This is a genomic window from Paenibacillus sp. FSL L8-0435, assembly GCF_037965655.1.
Taxonomy (GTDB): domain Bacteria; phylum Bacillota; class Bacilli; order Paenibacillales; family Paenibacillaceae; genus Paenibacillus.
Genome location: NZ_CP150185.1, coordinates 5,296,508 through 5,315,709 on the forward strand (window position 1 = coordinate 5,296,508; position 19,202 = coordinate 5,315,709).

Annotated in this window: 21 protein-coding genes; 9 read left to right on the top strand and 12 right to left on the bottom strand. The window is 41.9% G+C overall.

The window, feature by feature from the left end; translation table 11 throughout:
• Positions 1-2: 2 nt before the first annotated feature.
• Genes NST33_RS23555 through NST33_RS23565 form a run of 3 tightly spaced genes read right to left on the bottom strand, consistent with a single transcriptional unit; the run spans position 3 to position 2,668 of the window.
• Positions 3-998 (bottom strand): hypothetical protein, encoded by a 996-nt coding sequence (locus NST33_RS23555; RefSeq protein ID WP_339305304.1) that lies wholly within the window; start codon positions 996-998, stop codon positions 3-5.
• Complete coding sequence (locus NST33_RS23560; RefSeq protein WP_339305306.1) at positions 988-1,425, bottom strand: hypothetical protein; 438 nt, start codon at positions 1,423-1,425, stop codon at positions 988-990. The genes NST33_RS23555 and NST33_RS23560 overlap by 11 nt, the downstream gene beginning before the upstream one ends.
• 7 nt (positions 1,426-1,432) lie before the next feature.
• Positions 1,433-2,668, bottom strand: a complete 1,236-nt coding sequence (locus NST33_RS23565) for a hypothetical protein (protein ID WP_339305308.1) — start codon at positions 2,666-2,668, stop codon at positions 1,433-1,435.
• A 253-nt stretch (positions 2,669-2,921) separates the two neighbouring features.
• On the opposite strand from NST33_RS23565, the gene NST33_RS23570 reads away from it, so the two are divergent.
• Together NST33_RS23570 and NST33_RS23575 are read left to right on the top strand one after the other, a co-directional pair.
• Positions 2,922-3,533, top strand: coding sequence for a TetR/AcrR family transcriptional regulator (locus NST33_RS23570; RefSeq protein ID WP_090809647.1), 612 nt, complete (start codon positions 2,922-2,924; stop codon positions 3,531-3,533).
• A gap of 196 nt (positions 3,534-3,729) precedes the next feature.
• Positions 3,730-5,052 (top strand): amidohydrolase family protein, encoded by a 1,323-nt coding sequence (locus NST33_RS23575; RefSeq protein ID WP_339305310.1) that lies wholly within the window; start codon positions 3,730-3,732, stop codon positions 5,050-5,052.
• A gap of 210 nt (positions 5,053-5,262) precedes the next feature.
• On the opposite strand, the gene NST33_RS23580 is transcribed toward NST33_RS23575, so the two are convergent.
• Together NST33_RS23580 and NST33_RS23585 are read right to left on the bottom strand one after the other, a co-directional pair.
• Complete coding sequence (locus tag NST33_RS23580) at positions 5,263-6,060, bottom strand: hypothetical protein (RefSeq protein ID WP_339305312.1); 798 nt, start codon at positions 6,058-6,060, stop codon at positions 5,263-5,265.
• 25 nt (positions 6,061-6,085) lie between these two features.
• Positions 6,086-6,661, bottom strand: a complete 576-nt coding sequence (locus NST33_RS23585) for a papain-like cysteine protease family protein (protein WP_145323752.1) — start codon at positions 6,659-6,661, stop codon at positions 6,086-6,088.
• A 282-nt stretch (positions 6,662-6,943) separates the two neighbouring features.
• On the opposite strand from NST33_RS23585, the gene NST33_RS23590 reads away from it, so the two are divergent.
• Entirely contained in the window at positions 6,944-7,069 is a 126-nt protein-coding gene (locus tag NST33_RS23590) for a hypothetical protein (protein ID WP_339305315.1), read from the top strand.
• 156 nt (positions 7,070-7,225) lie between these two features.
• Positions 7,226-7,762, top strand: coding sequence for a DUF554 family protein (locus NST33_RS23595; protein ID WP_339305317.1), 537 nt, complete (start codon positions 7,226-7,228; stop codon positions 7,760-7,762).
• A 24-nt stretch (positions 7,763-7,786) separates the two neighbouring features.
• Here the strand turns inward: NST33_RS23595 and NST33_RS23600 are convergent, their stop codons facing one another.
• Both NST33_RS23600 and NST33_RS23605 read right to left on the bottom strand, forming a co-directional pair.
• Entirely contained in the window at positions 7,787-8,044 is a 258-nt protein-coding gene (locus tag NST33_RS23600; RefSeq protein ID WP_339305319.1) for a type II toxin-antitoxin system HicB family antitoxin, read from the bottom strand.
• Between the two features lie 122 nt (positions 8,045-8,166).
• A complete protein-coding gene (locus tag NST33_RS23605) occupies positions 8,167-8,760 on the bottom strand; it encodes a YdeI family protein (protein WP_339305321.1) in 594 nt (197 codons plus the stop codon).
• Positions 8,761-9,021: 261 nt separating this feature from the next.
• Between NST33_RS23605 and NST33_RS23610 the strand changes: the two genes are divergently transcribed.
• Both NST33_RS23610 and yidD read left to right on the top strand, forming a co-directional pair.
• The gene (locus NST33_RS23610) at positions 9,022-9,243 is read left to right on the top strand and encodes a hypothetical protein (RefSeq protein WP_100529170.1); all 222 of its coding nucleotides are present in this window, start codon (positions 9,022-9,024) and stop codon (positions 9,241-9,243) included.
• A 16-nt stretch (positions 9,244-9,259) separates the two neighbouring features.
• Entirely contained in the window at positions 9,260-9,766 is a 507-nt protein-coding gene (yidD, locus tag NST33_RS23615; protein WP_339305323.1) for a membrane protein insertion efficiency factor YidD, read from the top strand.
• A 42-nt stretch (positions 9,767-9,808) separates the two neighbouring features.
• Here yidD and NST33_RS23620 read toward each other — a convergent pair whose 3' ends face one another.
• The 4 genes from NST33_RS23620 to NST33_RS23635 form a co-directional block, all read right to left on the bottom strand.
• Positions 9,809-10,285 (bottom strand): EVE domain-containing protein, encoded by a 477-nt coding sequence (locus NST33_RS23620; RefSeq protein ID WP_339305325.1) that lies wholly within the window; start codon positions 10,283-10,285, stop codon positions 9,809-9,811.
• A gap of 26 nt (positions 10,286-10,311) precedes the next feature.
• Positions 10,312-10,848 (bottom strand): DinB family protein, encoded by a 537-nt coding sequence (locus NST33_RS23625; RefSeq protein ID WP_339305327.1) that lies wholly within the window; start codon positions 10,846-10,848, stop codon positions 10,312-10,314.
• A gap of 67 nt (positions 10,849-10,915) precedes the next feature.
• Positions 10,916-11,863: a YafY family protein gene (locus NST33_RS23630; RefSeq protein ID WP_339305329.1), complete on the bottom strand. Its 948-nt coding sequence runs from the start codon at positions 11,861-11,863 to the stop codon at positions 10,916-10,918.
• A 221-nt stretch (positions 11,864-12,084) separates the two neighbouring features.
• A complete protein-coding gene (locus NST33_RS23635) occupies positions 12,085-15,642 on the bottom strand; it encodes an S-layer homology domain-containing protein (protein ID WP_339305331.1) in 3,558 nt (1,185 codons plus the stop codon).
• Positions 15,643-16,248: 606 nt separating this feature from the next.
• Between NST33_RS23635 and NST33_RS23640 the strand changes: the two genes are divergently transcribed.
• Both NST33_RS23640 and NST33_RS23645 read left to right on the top strand, forming a co-directional pair.
• A complete protein-coding gene (locus tag NST33_RS23640) occupies positions 16,249-17,205 on the top strand; it encodes a hypothetical protein (protein ID WP_339305333.1) in 957 nt (318 codons plus the stop codon).
• Between the two features lie 71 nt (positions 17,206-17,276).
• Complete coding sequence (locus tag NST33_RS23645) at positions 17,277-17,567, top strand: hypothetical protein (protein ID WP_339305334.1); 291 nt, start codon at positions 17,277-17,279, stop codon at positions 17,565-17,567.
• Between the two features lie 131 nt (positions 17,568-17,698).
• Here NST33_RS23645 and NST33_RS23650 read toward each other — a convergent pair whose 3' ends face one another.
• Positions 17,699-18,160 (bottom strand): MarR family transcriptional regulator, encoded by a 462-nt coding sequence (locus NST33_RS23650; RefSeq protein WP_339305336.1) that lies wholly within the window; start codon positions 18,158-18,160, stop codon positions 17,699-17,701.
• A gap of 136 nt (positions 18,161-18,296) precedes the next feature.
• Here NST33_RS23650 and NST33_RS23655 point away from each other — a divergent pair, with 136 nt between their 5' ends.
• Positions 18,297-19,175 (top strand): SDR family NAD(P)-dependent oxidoreductase, encoded by an 879-nt coding sequence (locus NST33_RS23655; RefSeq protein WP_339305338.1) that lies wholly within the window; start codon positions 18,297-18,299, stop codon positions 19,173-19,175.
• Positions 19,176-19,202 lie beyond the last annotated feature (27 nt).

Here is a 19,202-nt window from a genome sequence, read left to right on the forward strand (position 1 = left end):
TATTAATTAAAATGGACTGAGACAAACTCTTGCCCCTGTCTCAAAAGATCTATTTTGTCAGATGGTGGTGACCAAGAATTATTTATTTCTGTTCCCATACTTATTTTATAATTATCTTCATTTAAAACTTCAACCTGAGCCATATAATGGCTCAATATATCACCAGCACTAATTGTGATGGATATATCAGATGAGGTGAATCCATGTTCAAAAAGAAATTGATTAATCTTTTCTCTATCATTTAGTGAGCTAAATAGAACGGAAGTAGACTTTTTAGGATTTTTTATTGAAGCACCAATGAAGATTTGTACTTCCTCGGAAATAATTGTTAACAAGATGTTGAAATTACTGAATACTACATTTTGTTCTATTGATGTTTCAACATACGGCTCGTCCCCCCAAGTAGAGAAACTAAAGGCTGGATTAGAAAGATAAATAATATCAGTAACATCTATTCTCATAGGAATTAACTTCTCAATGTCACAAAGATCTTCTTGATTATAGATTTGATTTTTCTCTGCTTCTGTACTTGAAAAGTCACTAATTATTTGGGACAGTTTAGAAACAAAATATAAAAATAGAATTGTTACACTCGCTATCAAACAGAATCGAATTAAATTAAATCCCATATCATCACTAAAAGACTCTCTAGCCAAAACTGATAAACCACTCACACTCCAAATTCCGATAAGAAATTTAATTACTCTTTGTGTAATATCCACTGCATTCGTAACTATCACAAATTTAGAATTAACACTTATGAATTCTTCACGTACATTAATCAAGTCTTCAATTTTTCTATTTTTAAATACTTCTCTCATCTTTCCAATCAATTTTCCTGAATCGCTAACATTTACTTGAAATTGAAAGGCTAAAAAAATAGAAAAAACAGCAATAATCGCAAAGATACTAGCTGTTATCCAACCTACATATTCTACTACATCACTTGAATCAACCAATAAACTCCAAACGTATTCGAAAAAAGCCTTAATACTCATGTAAAGATTCTCTTTCATACCCAATCCTATCACCTAATACTTTTTTAATTGTTTTGATACGATCATAATCAAATTTCAAGAGATCTGTAAGAACAAAACCCGCATTAGGAATTATATTTATATTGTTTATTTGATTTAAATCTTCAACAACCAACACTTCACATTGAAAATAAAATGTTTCCTCGATCTCCCGTATAACATTTGTAATAAAATCAGAATTACTAACAAAGATAACTGCATAGTTAAGATGGAAATTAAACCATACTGGAATTTCATGAAAGCCATATTCCATTATGTAATAATAGTAGCATACATAATTATCCACCTCCTGATATCTGACCCAATAACTTTGGTGACTTTTAATCATATCTCCTGCAAATTCATTCTTCTTTATATGATAAAGAAAAAATGCATCGCTATATTTCACTCCATACTCACCTCACAGGCATATACTCTGTAAGCAAATTTAAAACTGCCTCTTTACTACTGTCTTCTAGTGATAATTGATCTATTTTATCTTTAATTTCGTTTAATGTACGTTGCACAATATAAGAATCCTTAACTTCTGCAAGCCTAATCAATCTCGCCATTCGAAGTTCAATTTCCGAGGCGCTATGTTCCTTAGAGATTGATTTTTTCATACTTGTGACAATATGCTGTATAAACTCTCTATAGTACACAGAATTTGGCATTTCACTAAATACAACCTTGAAAGTACTCGGAAAATCAATTCTTACCGCAGAAAGTACCACAGAAACATTACCATCTAATCTTTTTTTCTCTTTCACGAGTTGGAACTTTACTGATTTTATTTTATCTTGATACTTCATTCTCTCTGCTACTTCATAGCTTTCAAACAGATTACTGCCACTAAGTCTTACAGCTTTCACTTTAGTGCTTTTGCGATTTTCAAATGTTATGCTGAAATAATCCGTGATTAAGAATTCATCCATTTCCAATTGTTCTTCAAGAAAATCTAAAATAAGTGCAGTTTGATTATCCATAGGAATATCCCCTAGAAAGGTCACTGTTTTAAGCTTGGTTGGTACAGAAAATGAAATCAAAGATAGGGTACTAATATTACGAGATAAGTACTTTTGTACACAAAGGGTATGTTTTTTATCACCAGACTTGAAATAACATAATGAGAATTTAAAATCAAAGAATACTTCAAAAGTTGTCTTTTCTTCACTCTTACCTTTTTCTATCCCCCCTCCTCTTATAGGTTTTTCTTCGAATTGCTCATAAACAACAGAAAAACGCAAAGAGTCTCCTTGAATGTGTTCGATTTCACTTATCCTTTTCAAATAAATGTAGGATTTTTGAAAAGGAGTACATTCCACATTTAACTTGAAACATTTCTCTATTGATTCCTTTAAGTTATCCTCTGAAACATTATTTAGTAACGATAATTCATATACAAAGAATGGATATCCCTGAGAAAAGCTTTGATCTAATAATTCATAAATTTCAGAAATCATCTCAGGGTCAATATTGACATCATTTAGTTTTTCTTCTAAATCCTCAACACTTTCTAAATTCCAATTAAGGTTATGTTGACTTCTCATGTATTCTTGTATGCAAATTAGTTTTTTATGAGAGGTTCTTCCCTTAGTCATCATTATAATTCTTTTAATATCTCCGGATATATCAACGATTGATTCTAACAACTACATGACCTCCCTTTTAGGTACTTACGACCTAACTTTTTATAAAGAATATCATGTAAAGACGATTCATCCTGTCGATATTAGTCGAATAAAGAATATTTCTTTATAATATATTTTATAACTTGATTATACAGGAACATACGTTCTGTTTCAATGGTATTTTATTTTTATCAATGTAATCCATTTGACATTCCCCTCAAAAAGATCTACTCTAATAACGAATCATTCATTCACTATTAAGGAGTCGTTCCCGATGGTGCAAGCCAAGAAAGACGAAGTCAGGAAAGAGATTGAATACGCGGCGCTCAAGGTCTTTTTTGAAAAAGGCTATGTCGATGCCAAGATGAGCGATATTGCGGATGAGATCAATATTTCCGTGGGCAATATCTATACTTATTTCAAGAACAAGAAAGAACTATTCTACGCCGTCGTGCCGCCGGATCTGGTCGATTATCTGAAAAATGTGCTGGTGGAGACGATTCACTTTGATAATCAGACCCTGTTCGAGGAAACGGATAGCGAGCGGAAGTCGGCGCTGTTGCAGGAACAGGTGGATGTATTACGGAAATACCGGAATCAGATTGTCATCATCTTCGAAAAGAATAAAGGCACCATCTACACCAACGCCAAGAATGAACTTGTTGAGCTGATGATCGAAACCAAGAAGGCATATCTCAAAAATCAATATAAACGGTATGAGATTGGCACTGAGGAGAACTTGATCTTACTGAACATCCTCGCACACAACGTGATCGACATGAACCTGGATCTATTGAAACGGGATATGAGTGAGGACAGCCGGAAGCAAATATTCGAAGCGTTATATGTATACAGACTGTACGGTATGAAGAGTCTCAACGAATAACGCTCCATCTCATCATTTATGCCGGTTAGACAAAGCGTGCAGATCAGATCAACTTCACTTGGTTTGCACGCAAAATAACTACATCATAGATCTGGCTATTTTTTTAACCTAAAAATGAATTATTTATTCATTATTGAAACATGTATCTTCATTACCTTAACTACTCACCTCACCTACATTCCAAGGAGGAACACACATGAATACCGCTTACGCATTAAAAAACGTCAATCTGATCCACGGCGACTCAAGCCGCAATCTGCAAAAAAACATGACCATTCTCGTCAATGAACAAGGACTTATTCAGGATATCGGACGAGATAACGATTTGCATATCCCAAGTCACTACACAACAATCGACCTCTCAGAAAAATACGTAATGCCAGGACTGATTAATGCCCACGTGCACCTCTTTGCAGATGGTAAACCGTTCAGTCTTTCGGTAAGTGAAGGCTTGTTGCAGTTTGCCTATGATCGGATATTGAACACCAAATTTGGTAGAAACGTATTGAAAAAACGAATGAAACGCAACGCGCTGACCGCGCTCCATGCGGGTGTGACAACGATGCGCAGTGTGGGGGAATTCTTTTACACCGACGTCCAGCTGCGGGATGAGATTAATAACGGCGACTTTGTCGGCCCTAATCTGCTTGTGTCCGGGTTTTTCCTAAGTGTCACGGGCGGACATGGTGCTCCATTCCTCGCTCTGGTGGGCGATTCCCCGTGGGAAGCACGAAAAAATGTACGCATCAATGTGAAACACGGTGTCGATCTGATCAAAATCTGTGTCACGGGTGGTGTGACGGATGCGAAGATGGTCGGCGAAGCTGGCCGTTTACAGATGACGGTGGACGAAGTTGCAGCGATCTGCGATGAAGCGCATAAGATTGGCTTGCGGGTGGCAGCACATGTGGAGAGCACGGAAGGCGTAAGAGTAGCTTTACAAGGTGGCGTTGATACCATTGAGCACGGTTCGGAGATGGACGACGAAATCATTCGTTTGTACAAAAATAATCCCAATGCCCTGAATGGCTACACCGCACTCATCCCCACCCTTCAAGCCGCTTATCCCTCCGCTTTACTGGATACGAGCGTAACGAAGGTAAGTGCAACGGTAAAAGAGAATTCCAGACTCGTCTACTATTCAATGCTCAAAGGTGTGAAACAAGCGATCGAAAACGACATCACCATCGGCATAGGTACTGATGCCGCTATGCCTTACGTGACTCACTATGATATGTGGAGAGAGATGGACCACTACATGAGACAGGCCAACCTGAACAACAAACAGGTCATCGACATGGTGACCCGAACCAATGCGAAGATCCTCGGTGTTGACGATGTTACAGGGACGGTGGATATCGGAAAACATGCCGATCTGATTATCATAGAGCAAAATCCGCTCGAACATATCGAGGCCTTGTCAGACATCTCCATGGTTATGGTCAAAGGAAATCTAATTCAAACACCATCTGTCACAAGAATCAAAGAAGTCGACGATGTTCTAAACTCAGTTTGGTAAATTCAGGAGTGAATATTAATGAACAAAATCATTCCACCACCCTCTTCAAAAACATGTAAAACCCAGTATAAAAAAGCAACTACGAAGGGAGGATACCCTGAAACCGTAGGTGCTTTTGGTTAAACAAAACTTCAATTTAACCCTCAACATGCTTACTTTTGTGAACGGAAGGTGAGTTCTTCGTTTTAAATGTTGTATGTGGTGTTTAAATCATTTCAAGCTCTGTCTTTTTCTTACCCACATGTACACTACTATTGAACCTACTAAAGCAATGACCAAACTCATTATTGTTATACTCATATAATTATTCGGAGATGTACCGGAGTTAATGACCGGATAGCCACCCGCACCGTCTACTTCTGGATCAACTCCTTGGGATTGCACATCTTTTAAGAAATCAATCGTCTTGGAGGAATCCCATAGCTGATTATTATCCATACCTCCCATAAGTGATTTTTTCTCAGTAGGTACATCTGGTATATTTACTTCTTTACCATTGATCTTCACGGCCAAATAACGGATATTTCCGTCCTTGATTAATACCGGATTAAGCGTATCTACGTCAGTAGATAAGGATTTTGTCATCGTATTTAAGGACGCATCCAACCTGGAGGCATCTCCTCCTGCAAGAACCAATCTGAACTCACCTTCGAATTGTTCTATACTAAGAAATGACTTTCCAACACCGCCCGATTGCACAATAAAGTCATACTGTCCTGTCGGCTTAGACACATCAATCAGACTGTCAGATACTTTTTCAAATTTCTCAGAGTCAAATAAGTATACTTCGAAGCCAGGGCCTAAAGTGACAGACTTAACTTCTTCTTCATTCTCATAGCCATATCCCACAGGATCGTCTAATACCATTTTTTTGAATTCATCCAATCCTTGTCCTTTGGCAAAGGTCTGTACATCTTCAGGTACATTGCTGGCATAACTACTTGGAGCCATAATGTAACTGACCATTAGACCTATCCCTATCATCATTAAAATTCTAATATATTTCATGATTATAGACCTCCTCAGCTAATCCTTATTGATAATGCCAAAAGTCTTTAAGTCCCCATCTCCACGTTCTTTCTGCTCCCGTACCTCCGTTAAATTTCGAGAATTCCATTGAAGTTTTCACTCCATCCCAAGGATCCAGATAATGCATATAATAAGTATAGGTAGGAGTATTACTATAGCCATAAATAGCAACTGCATGACCAATAAGAGCCGTAGGACTATTCCATTTCCAACTCACATATACGGGGCGCCCTCCATCAATCTGACTTTTTACTTGGGCAACATTTAGATTACCTGAGTAATAATTAGAAGATACTCCATAGTCATGCATTCCACTTTGGGCTTCTACTGTGGATGCCGATACATTTGCACAAGAACTGGTTGACTTCACTTTCTTAACGAAATCGCATTGATAGACATTTTTGTTAGCCATGAATTTAAGAACACTTGAACTAACTGCTGCCCAACACCATTCACTCTTCTCTTGCTTTGCAATAGGATATGATGGCAAATCAGTAGAAGCAGCATATGCTTGTGACACAAAAGAGAGTGTGAATATTAGTGCAAATACGGAGAATAAAAAAGTTCTTCGAGATTTCATTTTAAACCTTCCCCCTCATTTCATTAGATTTGAATAAATTTGTTAAACTGCGCTTATCTACCTCAATCTTTTTTTGTTTCCCTCCAATCCAAACCTTCCATATTCATGTCACCCACACTGTATATAACGAGTAATTTATCATAAATGTTTCCAATTCTTAAAAATACTTTAATCTAAGTCCAAAAAAAAGTAGCGCAAAGCATATCCACCATTTGAGGCTTGTTGCAGTGTGCCTATGATCGGATATTGGATACCAAGTTCGGCAGAAACGTTTTGAAAAAAATGAAACATAACGCACTGACTGTACTCCATGCAGGTGTGACGACGAGGCGTCGTGTGGGAGAATTCTTTTACACTGACGTGCAGCTGCGGGATGAGATTAACAACGATCGTGCAGCTGCGGGATGAGATTAACAACGATGATTTGTCAGACCCAATCTGCTCGTCTCCGTTTTTTTCCTAAATGTACGGATGGACATGGGGCTCCTTATCTGGCACTGGTGAGCAACTTCCCATGGGAAGCATGAAGAATAAGGGTCGCTTTACAAGGTGGTGTGGATACCATTGGGTACGGTTCTGAAATGGGCGACGAAATCATTCGTTGGTACCAAAATAAACCTAACGTCGTTCTTCTTCCTGACGATAGGCGGGATAATTGGGCAACTCATTGATTTCGAGAACATCTTGTCCAACATCAGGACCAAATTCTCGTCCAATGGCTTAAATGAAGGATTAACGGTTGCTATCTCATTGTTGTGCGTGGGATCGATCCCGATTCTGGGGCCACTACAAAGTGCATTACAGGGGGATAATACCTTTTTACAAATCAATACGATTTTCTCAGGTATTACGTCATTGATTCTGGCATCCACCTTTGGGATCGGCATCATCTTCTCAGCGTTCATTCTATTGATTATCGAAGTACTGGTCTTCTTCTCGGCTGATTTCTTATCCGTCTTCATGACGACAAACATCATGAACGAAATTACGCTGATTGGCGGCATCCTGGCGCTTTGTACGGGGTTAAATATTTTGAAGATTACGAAGATCAAGGTATTGAATCTGCTGCCTGCCTTATTTATTCCGATCTTTCTGCTGTAGCTTCAGATATGTAAAAATAGAACATCAATAATACGTAATACTTGCTTCAATTAAATATGCTTTATCTTTAGGATTCAATAATTGTGGCATTATGCTTTGAGGAGGCGGAATATCTTCAACAGGTTCTCCATCCAAAAATAATTCTAGTGCTTCTTTCGCCATCACTAATGCTTCATCAATTGATTCGCCACAGGTGATACATCCAGGCTGATCAGGAAATGTAACATTAATTCCATCCTCAGCTAAATTAAATATTGCGTAGTATTGGTAAGTTCGAATCATATGGGACACTCTCCTGTTATCTACACTTTTAGCAAAAACAGCAAAAAGCCTTTCGAATTATATCTGAAAGGCTTTCAACTCGTTTTCACTCTTAAATTTCCCTCAAATATATTGTTATAAGATTAATCATTCAATCCTTTGCCTTCCAGGATCGGCTGCATGTACTTCTCGATTCGTGACACTTTTGTTTTGGATTGCTTCGGTTGTGAGAAATAATAGAGATATGCCCGCTGCCGTCCGGGTGTCAGTGCTTCAAATGCGGCCTGGAAAGCAGGATTCTCATCGAACTGCTGCTGAAGTTCCTCAGGAACGCTATATTCGGTAGTCTTTTTCATTTCCACTTGCAGTCCGGCCTGTTCCACTTCAATCGCTTGCTGGATATAGGCTTTGATCATAGCCTCCTGCTCCACAATCTGCTCCAGACTGGTGAAGCGAAGCTGGCGTTCTGCCTGTACATTCTCCGTTTGCTGGACCAAAATGCCGTGTGTATCCTTCAGCAGAGCACCTTTGAAAAACAGAATGGCCACGTATTCTTTGAATCCATGGATCAGAACGATGTTTTTCCCATCCAGCATGTAACAAGGGTGCATCCATTTCATATCCTCTGTCAGTTCAAAATCCCGAATAATCTCTCTCAACTTTGTGGACTCTTCCTTCCACGCTTTGAGTTTTTTTAGATAGCCGTCAACTTTGCGATTCCCACTTGTATCCGTCATGGAGAAATACCTCTCTTTATTTCATGGTTTTATAGGTTCAATTGTACTGGTTTTCAGTAGATTGTACAGCGTTGCTTACAGAGCTTTTATTGACTTTTCCACTTGAATTTAAACCTTAATAACAACAAAGACCATCCTGTTAGATGGCCTATCATTTAATCCAATCTCATCTAATAATTTTCAATCGACAGTTCACCATACCCATAGTAAAATAATGGAATGCCTATTGCCATAATTCCAACATATGAAAGGATGATTTAAATGAGAGAGTACACAGTCGTTCCAGGTCCCAAAAATGTTCAAGTAAACCGAGGTGATACTCAGGCTGCTGTTAATTTATTTGCTGATATCATCAATCACAAAGCACAATCCGGATGGATCTATCAATCGATGGAGTCGCTAGCTGTCACCGAGAAGCCCGGTTGTCTCCAGCAACCTGTTACAACGCATCATTATATGCTGATTTTCTACAGAGAGATTTAATAATAGTACAACAATCATGAGAAACTCAGAATCTGAGGAACTGATATTTAATAACATGCCATCCGAAGAAGAACTTATTAGACTCTTACATACACATCATGAAGAAAACGACCCTCGAAGCAGTTTCTATATAAGAACTCATGTTATTCCAGAAATCGATTGGTTGAAGTCTTTGCTTAACGTTACACTTGCATTATTCGCAGGTCTAATCATCTCTATGATCTGTTTCTATCTCTTGAATCCATTCATTCCAGTATATGCTTTGCTAAGTGCCCAGATTGTTTTCATAGCAAGTATGTTATTCATAGTTCTACGACGTGTTAGAGTGATCCTGATATGGAGTATTAGAATTTATCAACGTTTTGCCCCCATTGAAGTGAGGAATAAATGTCGTTTTGAACCAAGCTGTTCTGTGTATATGATTCAAGTTATTGAGAAATACGGGGCGATTAAAGGTCTTTCCTTGGGCATTCGTCGTCTTCGTAAATGTAATATCAACGGTGGAGGATATGATTATCCATAAAGCCAAAAGGTCCATAGACAATCTATGGGCCTTTTGCTTTGGTTAACATTTCTGGCTTAAGCTAATATCCAGTAGTGACTGTGTCTCATCTTCCAACATGGAGGAAGCTATCATCCTGAAGTCTTCAGCCCCAATCTCAAAGTGACCTTTACGAAATGGAAACCCCCAATTGCGATTCCCGCGTGTAAAACTGAGTTGATCTAACAACGTTGCGATCTTTACTTCTCGACACGGAAGATAACGAAGATCTCGGCGAAAGGGTACAAATGATTCCGACATCTGATATTGGTATATCCTGTCATCGGTAATTTGACCAATAGCGGTAAAAGCCTGAAGTGGCTTGCCTGTTGATATGTCTGTGCGTGGAGAATAGTATATCATCCAGTCACCCGCGGACATTTGTCGCAACAGTGCTGACTTGCCATGGCACAGCTGCGCAAACCCTCCCTCTACGGCTACATTTACATGAGAAGCAGATACAACACCAATCCAATATCTGCTGTCCTGATTTGGTTTCATGAATACATCCCATTCCCTTCTCTCGTTTACATCTCCAGATTCGATATCAATCGATCCAATTGTAAAAAATGATGTCTGTAGTGCATCTCTATCAACAAAAACCACTCCTGAGCGTTTAGAGCGCCAAGCCTTGGATGACGTATTTTGTTGTTTACGGACGCTTGGTGTAGAACAGCTGCCGTGCTTCTCATCCGGTCCACTACCTCGTGAAGCCCATCGGTCAAGGACTCCATGCTCTCGGGTGGTTGCGGGGTGTACTGCGGGGAAGCAGGAACCTTAATTGGAACGGGAGGGAATTGTCCTAATTCGAACACTTTCCTACCCGGTTCTGTTTTTTCCTCCCCCAAGTTTAACGTCGAATCCCCGCTGTTCAAACACTGCTCAATATTATGCAGATGCAAGAAAAGCGCTGATTGAATCAAATGTACATACATCTGTCCAATGGACCATTCCTCTTCACTCTGTTTTTTATGTAAGCTCCCCATATCCAATTTGTTCAGTTCTGCCAAATATCGTTCTACTGCCGTTTCAAATGATGTCAATACTTCCGTTGTACTTCTCATCCTTCAACCCACTCCTCTTGATCTGTGATATATCAAAGTATAAAAAAACACTACTGACAGGTGTATGTCAGTAGTGTTTTAAGATGTTTTTGGCTACTTCCTTCATTCGGAAGCGTAAAGACTCCGGCTCCAAGACCTCGATATCTCCACCCCAGCCAAGTAAATAATGCAATATTTCTTCCGGGTAGCGGACACGAAAATGAAAAATGACACCTTCCTCTTGCTCCTCAAATGCATCCATATAAAAATGCAGGGCCTCCATAACTTTGTCAGCAATTTCAGGATTAGCCCGAATTAATACTTGTTCGTTACGGTCGTCAGGAGGTCGATAACTGTTCAGATCAAAATCTGGCGGCAACAGGAAGTGATCCTCCAGCACGGAAAGTTCAGTCATACGTGACAAACGAAAATGACGAATGTCTTGTCGCATATCGCAACGTGCGATCAACACCCAATTCTCCTGAACAAGTGAGAGGCCATATGGAGAAACCTCACGCATGTTATACCGATTGCCATCCGTTCCCGGCATTTTTTTCAGGTACATAAAACTGATTTTACGTTGATCCAGAATGGCATTACGTATCTGGTTAAGGTATGTTTTCACCCGCGCTCGGGTTAAAGGTTCAACCGTATGAAGCAGTCGCATCGTTTCCCGAACACGTGTGGATTCGTTACGAACGGATTCAGGTAAAATCGCTTCAATTTTGCGTTGAGCCGACTTAGCCTCCATCGCGTATTCTGTATCCAATCTCTGTTCGATAAAATCAGCTCCCATGAGCAGGGATACGGCCTCTTCCGCTGTGAAGCTTACCGGGGGCAAAAAATATCCTTCCATAAGGGAATACCCATGACCCGGAGCACCCATAATCGGAACACCAGCCTCACTTAATGCCTGAATATCTCTATATATTGTACGTACACTTGTCTCAAATTGAGCCGCTAAATCTTCTGCTCGTAACATCTTTCTTCGCTGCAACTCAAGCGTAATCGCAAGTTGCCGCTCCGTTTTGTTCATTTTCTAGCCCCCACCGTTTCATCATCCAAACCTAACTCATTCTATCACAGTAACTTGCCCTTTCGTTTCGTGAATTAAAGCTATGGAACGTCTTAAATACCATCCAAGATGAGATATTCTTAATCCAAAAAAAACTGATACCCCAAAAGGATATCAGTTTTTTTATCTGCTTTATATCTACTTTATCTGCTTTATATACGGTTAATTCTATTCGTTACTCCTTACACGTACATGGCCAGCAACAAGTTATAGATCATCGTCGCAGCTTCCGCTCGGGTCGTTTCACTTCCTGCACGAACCGTATGGTCCGTATATCCGCTCACAATCTTGGCCTGCACCGCTACATCCAGTGCTTCTTGTGCCCAAGATGGTGTCTGCGATGCATCGGTGAAACTTGGTTTAACGGATGTATTGTCAGACATTCCGGCTTGTGCATCTGAACTTATTTTCAGCGCATTCGCCATCATAACAGCCATCTCGGCACGCGTAATGGTCCGATCAGGCTTAAATGTGTTATCACCATAGCCTTTCACAATTCCGGCTTGCACGGCTGCGGCAATATCACCTTTTGCCCAGTCTGGCAGACTACCTTGATCTGCAAATGTCAGATCCGAATCCACGGACTTCAATGCCAGTGCCTTACTGAGCAACGTAACAAACTCTGCCCGTGTGATCTTCTTCGATGGTTGGAACGTACCATCTGTGTAACCTTGAATCACGTTCATGCCCAACAAACGATCTGCATAGTCGGAAGCCCAGTGTCCATTCAGGTCAGACAGATTCACCGGTGTGTAACTGGACACAACGAATGTACCCAGATGATTAACATTGGCCGTTATGCTTCCTGCTGCATTCATCTTGCCACCGATAAATACCCAGCTCTGACGAGCTTCATTATAATAGTAGATTGCAGGTTGGGTACCGTTAGGCAGATCTCCCGAATCCATATTCAGGCTCAATGCCGCCTGATCATTCAATGTTCTTCCGCCACTGCGGCTGATCTGTACAGCTTGTCCAAGTACATTCAGGGAAGCTGTATTCTGCAACTTGTCCTTGGCAACCACAGACACTTGCAGTGTATCCTTGGAACCAATGGCTCCCGATGGAACATTGAAATGCACGATGTCTTTCAAACCCGTTTGGACCGGCTGATTCGCTTCCACCTCTACCTTCACTTCAGTGGATGAATCTGACCCCGTTTCCGGATTGGTTGGTGTGGTTGGAACGGTAGGCGTTGTTGGAACGGTAGGCGTTGTTGGCACACTTGGTGTACTTCCTCCAGAACTCCCACCAGAGTTGCCTCCATTACCTCCACCTGAACCTCCGCCACCATTGTCTGAGCGGGCTTGTACAGTAACGGTACGGATAACTTCCTGAGCTGCATTACCAGCGATATCCTTTACGTTATACCGAAGGGTGTAGATCCCTGCTGCTTGTGTGTTCACCGTGCCATCCACCTGCACGGAACCAAGGATGCCGACATTATCAGAAGCCTGTGCTCCAGGCTCGTTGTATGTGTCTCCCACCTTCAGCGTCATCTGGCTGCTACCTTGCAGGGTGATGACGGGAATCTCACGGTCTATTTTAATGACCATAGGTAAAGTATACGTTTGTTCCAGATCGTCTGTTGCTCGGAATAAAAGGTTGTGCTCTCCCGGGTCCGTTACCTCCAAAGGTGTATTCTCTGTATATAGTTCGTACGTCTGCCCTCCATCACGAGACAACTCGATGATCGCGGAAGTAGCAGGCGCGTATACTGCGCTGGTTACACTAACCGTTACGGACTGGTTCGTCCATGTATCCGTGTGATACGGCTGGCCGTCAGCGGTTGTCATGTTGCTTTTTAACACCAGCGCCTGATTATTCGTGCCTTCCACAATGACAGTGAACGTTTTGGGTTGAGACTCCGTGCCACGTTGCACGGTTGCTGTCAGTTCCAATCGCTCATTATTGTCCGGTTGCGTTAGCAGCTTGCCCTCGTTATTCATTAGTTCCGGCTTGGAGCTGGACCAGCTAATCGTTGCACCATGTTTCCCTTCGACAGGAAGGGTGAGATCGGAATGGACCGCGTTCAGATCGCCCAGATCAATTGCTTGGAGCGTATCGGTTACAGCCTGTGCGTCACTGTAAGGTGTGGCACTCATGAAGATTGGGTTGGAGTAGAACCACAGATCGCGATAGTTGCTATCGTTAATTTGATTAAAACGGGTCGTTGCATCAGCTGTCGTATTTTTCGGATCAAGTTGTGGTTCACCATTTACAGTCTCACCTGTCACGTTCATGCCCAGATTCGTACCGCGCAGGCGGAAATACTTGTCCTGGTCTGTGGCTTTGATCTTGGTTGTGATGACATTATAACCTTCGGCGTCTGTCGTCCAATCGTTGGACGTGAAGGTAGCCAGCACTTTGGTAGTGTCGTTGGTGTCTTTGTTATATGCGGCTGTACCCTTCTGGGCCTTGGCTGTCACATCCCCAGCGATGAGATCGATGTGATCCACCACGGGTACTTGTCCAGCGGACGTGCCACTGTTGATTGGTTTTTCATAATTGTTGCTCGTGGTTGGACTCTTGAAGCGGATCTTCAACTCTACTTCATCGCCTTGGGTCACATGAAGGTCTCCGCCCATCTCAACCTGAGCACCCGCTCCGGAAGCTGTGAAGTCCAGTGCGTTGATCAGATCACCGAATACGGAAAATGATTTTCCCGAACGCAGTCCATCCAGTACTGCCTGCATGCCTGTGCCCTCAACCCACGAATAGGTCTTAGCATATTCGCCCGGAAAATAACCACTGGAATTCGTGCCAATCGTCTTAAAGTGGTAATCCGAATTGCCATAGTTCCAGAAGTGACGTCCTTCTCCCAGCAATGCATCCCATAGTCCGCCAACCTTGGCGACCATATAGTCTACACCGCCGTATGTGCGGTATTTGTATCCATCATCTGCGGTCGGATTAGCTACATTGTAGCTTGTGTTGTACCCTCCACGATCCGGTTCCATCTGGTTACCCAGCATACCTTCGATACCAAATACCACTTGTGGAGCCAGATCGTTGAACTCACGGAAGTCCGCGACGGTATATTTGTTTTTGCCGCGTGAAGGGTGGTTGATCATCGCATAACTTGTCGTTGGATAGTTCGTTGCGAGCCAATTGATAGCGGTTAGCGCATCCTGATGAGTCGTGTACGCACGCGCTCCGTTCTGATCCCATTTTGTTACGTCCGCCGCATTAAACAGGTTCGCAGCGCGATTCGTGAAACGGTATTCGAATTCCTTGGCAGCGTTCAGCGCTTCGGTTGAGTTTGGTTCATCCGTAAGAATCCCCACCCCAACGTGTTCATGTGTCGGCATGTCCCATTCGAAACCGGAGAAGATCGTTTTTCCTGCGTATTTGCCTGCATCCTGAAGGGCCTTGATCTGTGGTACCTGATATTCATTCATCCCTTGGGACATGGGTATTGGTCCACCCGAAATCTCTTTCCCGTTGTGATCTCGCTTGGATAACCGCAAATGATCCGTAAGCGCGATCCAGTCCAGCCCATATTTGGTTAAACCCGCGTCGAGCACGTTCTCCAGTGAAACCTGTGCATCATCGGACTCAAACGTATGTACATGCAAATCTCCCGTTTGCCAAGAACCTGTTGCCGAGCTGTTGATCGATGTGTTGTCCCCAGCATCTGCATACGTTATCGCAGCAGGGAAAGCCCCCATGACCATCCCTGTAGCCAAGGGTATAAGTGTAAGCATAGCGAGCACTTTCTTGCCTTTATTAATGAACAAAATCATCCCACCACCCGTTCTGAGTTGTTGTGTCGGGAGTAAATATAAGAGACTTTTGGGGGCAGGGTCAACGGCCTGGAAGCATGTATTTAAAATTTTACATATACCTGCATTCTTTCATATTCCGTTAAAGGTTTCTCAAGCTTTTTCTAACAGAGCCATGCTCTGTACTGCTCCAAATTAGGATATTGAATCTAGGATAATGCTGCAAATAGGAGGCGATACAAAATTCAGAGATTGTTCACGATTCAGGAAAGTTCCACCACTGCTGTGGATCATTAGGAGGAGAACTGGTGTAGCGGAATGATGAGATGGAGTAGATAGTGGATTTTGTAAAAAGATCAGGGTTGCGCATACGCTGAGTATAGAAAAAAGTACCCACGAACTACAGGCATAATATGCCATGAAGCCGCAGCTACTTTGGGTTAAGTGGGATTTTGTATCAGCCTTTACATCTTTACTTTTGTGAACTGGGGACGAGTTGTTTGTGAAATCCAAGTTATCTCCACTTTATATTCATACTGGAAAAATACGACACATAAGCCGATAATGTTGAAGATAGCTAACAACGCAAGGATCATTATTCATTGAAGGAGTTGCACACTTTTGAAAAGATTCTATCTAGGTTTTGGATTAACGATCATCATTATCATTGTACTATTATCAAGCACTACTCCAACAGAAGCAGCATCGAAGAAAGTAACCTTAAAATTATCAGATGGAGCGACGTACTATGGTGAAGTTTTAAACGGGAAACCTCATGGTAAAGGAACCGCGAGATGGGGAAAAACCGAAGTTTACTCTGGAGATTGGGTGAGTGGTACACGGCAAGGAAAAGGCAAGTATACATATACATTAGTTGAAGGTGGAGGTATCCCCTTTGAGGATTACAATGAATCTAATATGGGCCATGGAACAGGTGAATTCACTACAAAAACCTACACCGGATCATGGATTAATGGTACATATCATGGTAAAGGAAAAGAAATTACGCAATGGTTAGAAGTACAGTATCTTACTTCTGATGGCAAGGTTTACCCTGTACATGACCGTTACAACAACACCATTAACGATGGAACATTCAATCAGGGCAAGATGTCTCAGGGATATTACGCAATCCACTCTTCAGATACTGTCTCACTAGGATATACCGATCATACAACTACGATTGCTCTCAAAAATGATTATTTCAACGAAAAGTTAACCGGGGATAAGGACTTTTTTGACACGATTATCAATTATAAAAAGAAACACGGTTCTTCTGAAAAATATATTGGGATTAAACCATCCGAATTCTCCAAAGGTACATTAACTAGTGGCAAATTCTCGGGGGTTACGCATCTAATCGATTATAGTAATTCAGTTAGTTATTCTAAACAAGTCATAATGAACGATAACGTATTAAAAGAGAATCACATAACATCTGCCGTCTTTAATAAGGATCGCAAGAAAATCATTCATGAATTCCTGCAAGCTATTAGGCCCTATTCAGTCAAAATCAATACCATCTCTGACGAGATTATGTCATTAAAAGACATTAACTACGAGGAAATGATTCCCTAGGTAGTGGAGGTCACAAAATGAGAAAAAAGCGATGGATTGTGAGCATAGTCATTTTGATTATCATACTTTTCATGAGCGAATTGATGATGTTGTCCTCAGGAAAGGTTGGCGTTCTCAACATAACGCAGAGAGTCATTTCAGGTGCACCTCATGTTATCGTTCAAGGGCAGACACTGTCTTACCACGGTAAGGTTCATTGGGAGGATATCCAAAGTAGTATCGAAGAATATTCCGCAAGCGATGAAGGAACGGTCTTGTATAAAGCACTAGGCACCCCTGTCCCACCACCTTGGATATATGTGAGAACAGGAAACCATCAGGGTTTCCGATATAAAATCCCGCAGCTTCCCTGGAAACTATAAAATGATCTGGGAACTTCACGAGCGGACATCACCCAGATGTCCGCTTTTGCTATGAATTTATAGTCTCACTCGCTCAATGGTGACATGTCCTATGGTTCAGGTATCAAATACAATCCACACTATTGTTCCTCTCACTTTTCTTCCAATCCATTAAACTGCCTGAGCATGGCGGTGAAACGCCCCAGTTCCTTATCATCCCATCTGGATATACGGTCATAAAAAGCTGACTCCTTCTCCTTGAGGGCAGCGATCGTCGATTGTTGACCAAGTTCCGTAAGAGATAGTAACACCCCACGCCGATCTTCGGGGTCTGGCTCTTTGCTAACATATCCCGACTTTTCGAGTTGTTTGATTAATCGGCTGACCGAGCTGCGGTCCATTGCAGTCGCTTCTGCCAAAGCTGCGGCGCTTGTTGGGCCATAGGAGTACAGCCACCGAACCAGGTGAAAAGCGGCAGGTTGCAAGTCCGCATCAAAACGCTCGGCAGATCGAACGTTAAGCGCATGCGAAGCACTGATCAGTGCATGAATCTGCTCACCCAGCGCTAGCTCCAAGGTTGCTCTATCTTTGGTTTTGACTGGATTTTCACTCATTATTGTTAACTCCCTCTCCTCGATACATGAAAGTAGGCTTCCAGAAATATAGTTGACAAATATCAATTAATATTTATAGTTGATTTATGTCCATTATATATTTTCGAATCTATTCGTGTCAAAAGGAGATCTTCTTATGAAAACTAAACATCCCATTATTGTAATTACCGGAGCAACAAGCGGTTTAGGGCAGCTTGCTGCCATGGACCTCGCCAAACGCGGGGCACATCTTATACTCACAGCCCGAAGCAAGGAACGCGCTGAGGCTACCAGGTACAAAATCAAGAAAATCATGCCTTCTGCCAAAATCGAATTTTTCTATGGAGACTTGTCCTTACTGAGCGATGTAAAACGTATTGGGTTAGAGATTGCAGCCGCTTATCCGCGTATAGACGTACTTTTGAATAATGCCGGACTTCATGCTTTTGAACAGCGAGTCACTACCGAAGGATATGCCGAGATGATTGCCGTGAATTATTTGGCACCTTGGCTGTTAACGCACACCTTGCAGTCTTCCCTGATTCAATCCGGCCATGCCCGAGTCGTCAATGTTGCATCTGAAGCTTCGCGGAATCATGGCACACTGGTGTTGCCAGATGACTTAAGGGATATCACTCCTTTTACTGCACGCGGTTCCTCTCCAATCTATGGCAAAACCAAACTGCTCAATATTATGTTTACTGGTGAACTCGCCAGACAATGGCGCGGAACCGGAATTCGCGTAAATGCCTTGAACCCTGGCTTTAATGTTACGGGTCTTGGACGAGAGCTATGGTTTGCAAGTATGCTTGAACGCATGTTAACCTTTTTGCACATCGGCGACCCGCGCCGGGGTGCGGATATCATTACTCGGTTGGCTGTGGAATCGAAGTATGGCGAGGTTTCGGGAGGATATTTCAATGTGGGAACTGGAGCATCTATTGTTCCTATACATCCTGGCGGAGATGAGGCCATGCAAACCAGACTATGGATCGTTACGAAACAACTGATGAAAGATCACGGCGTGCTGGATTAATTGAACAAGAACAGGGGTGTTCCATAA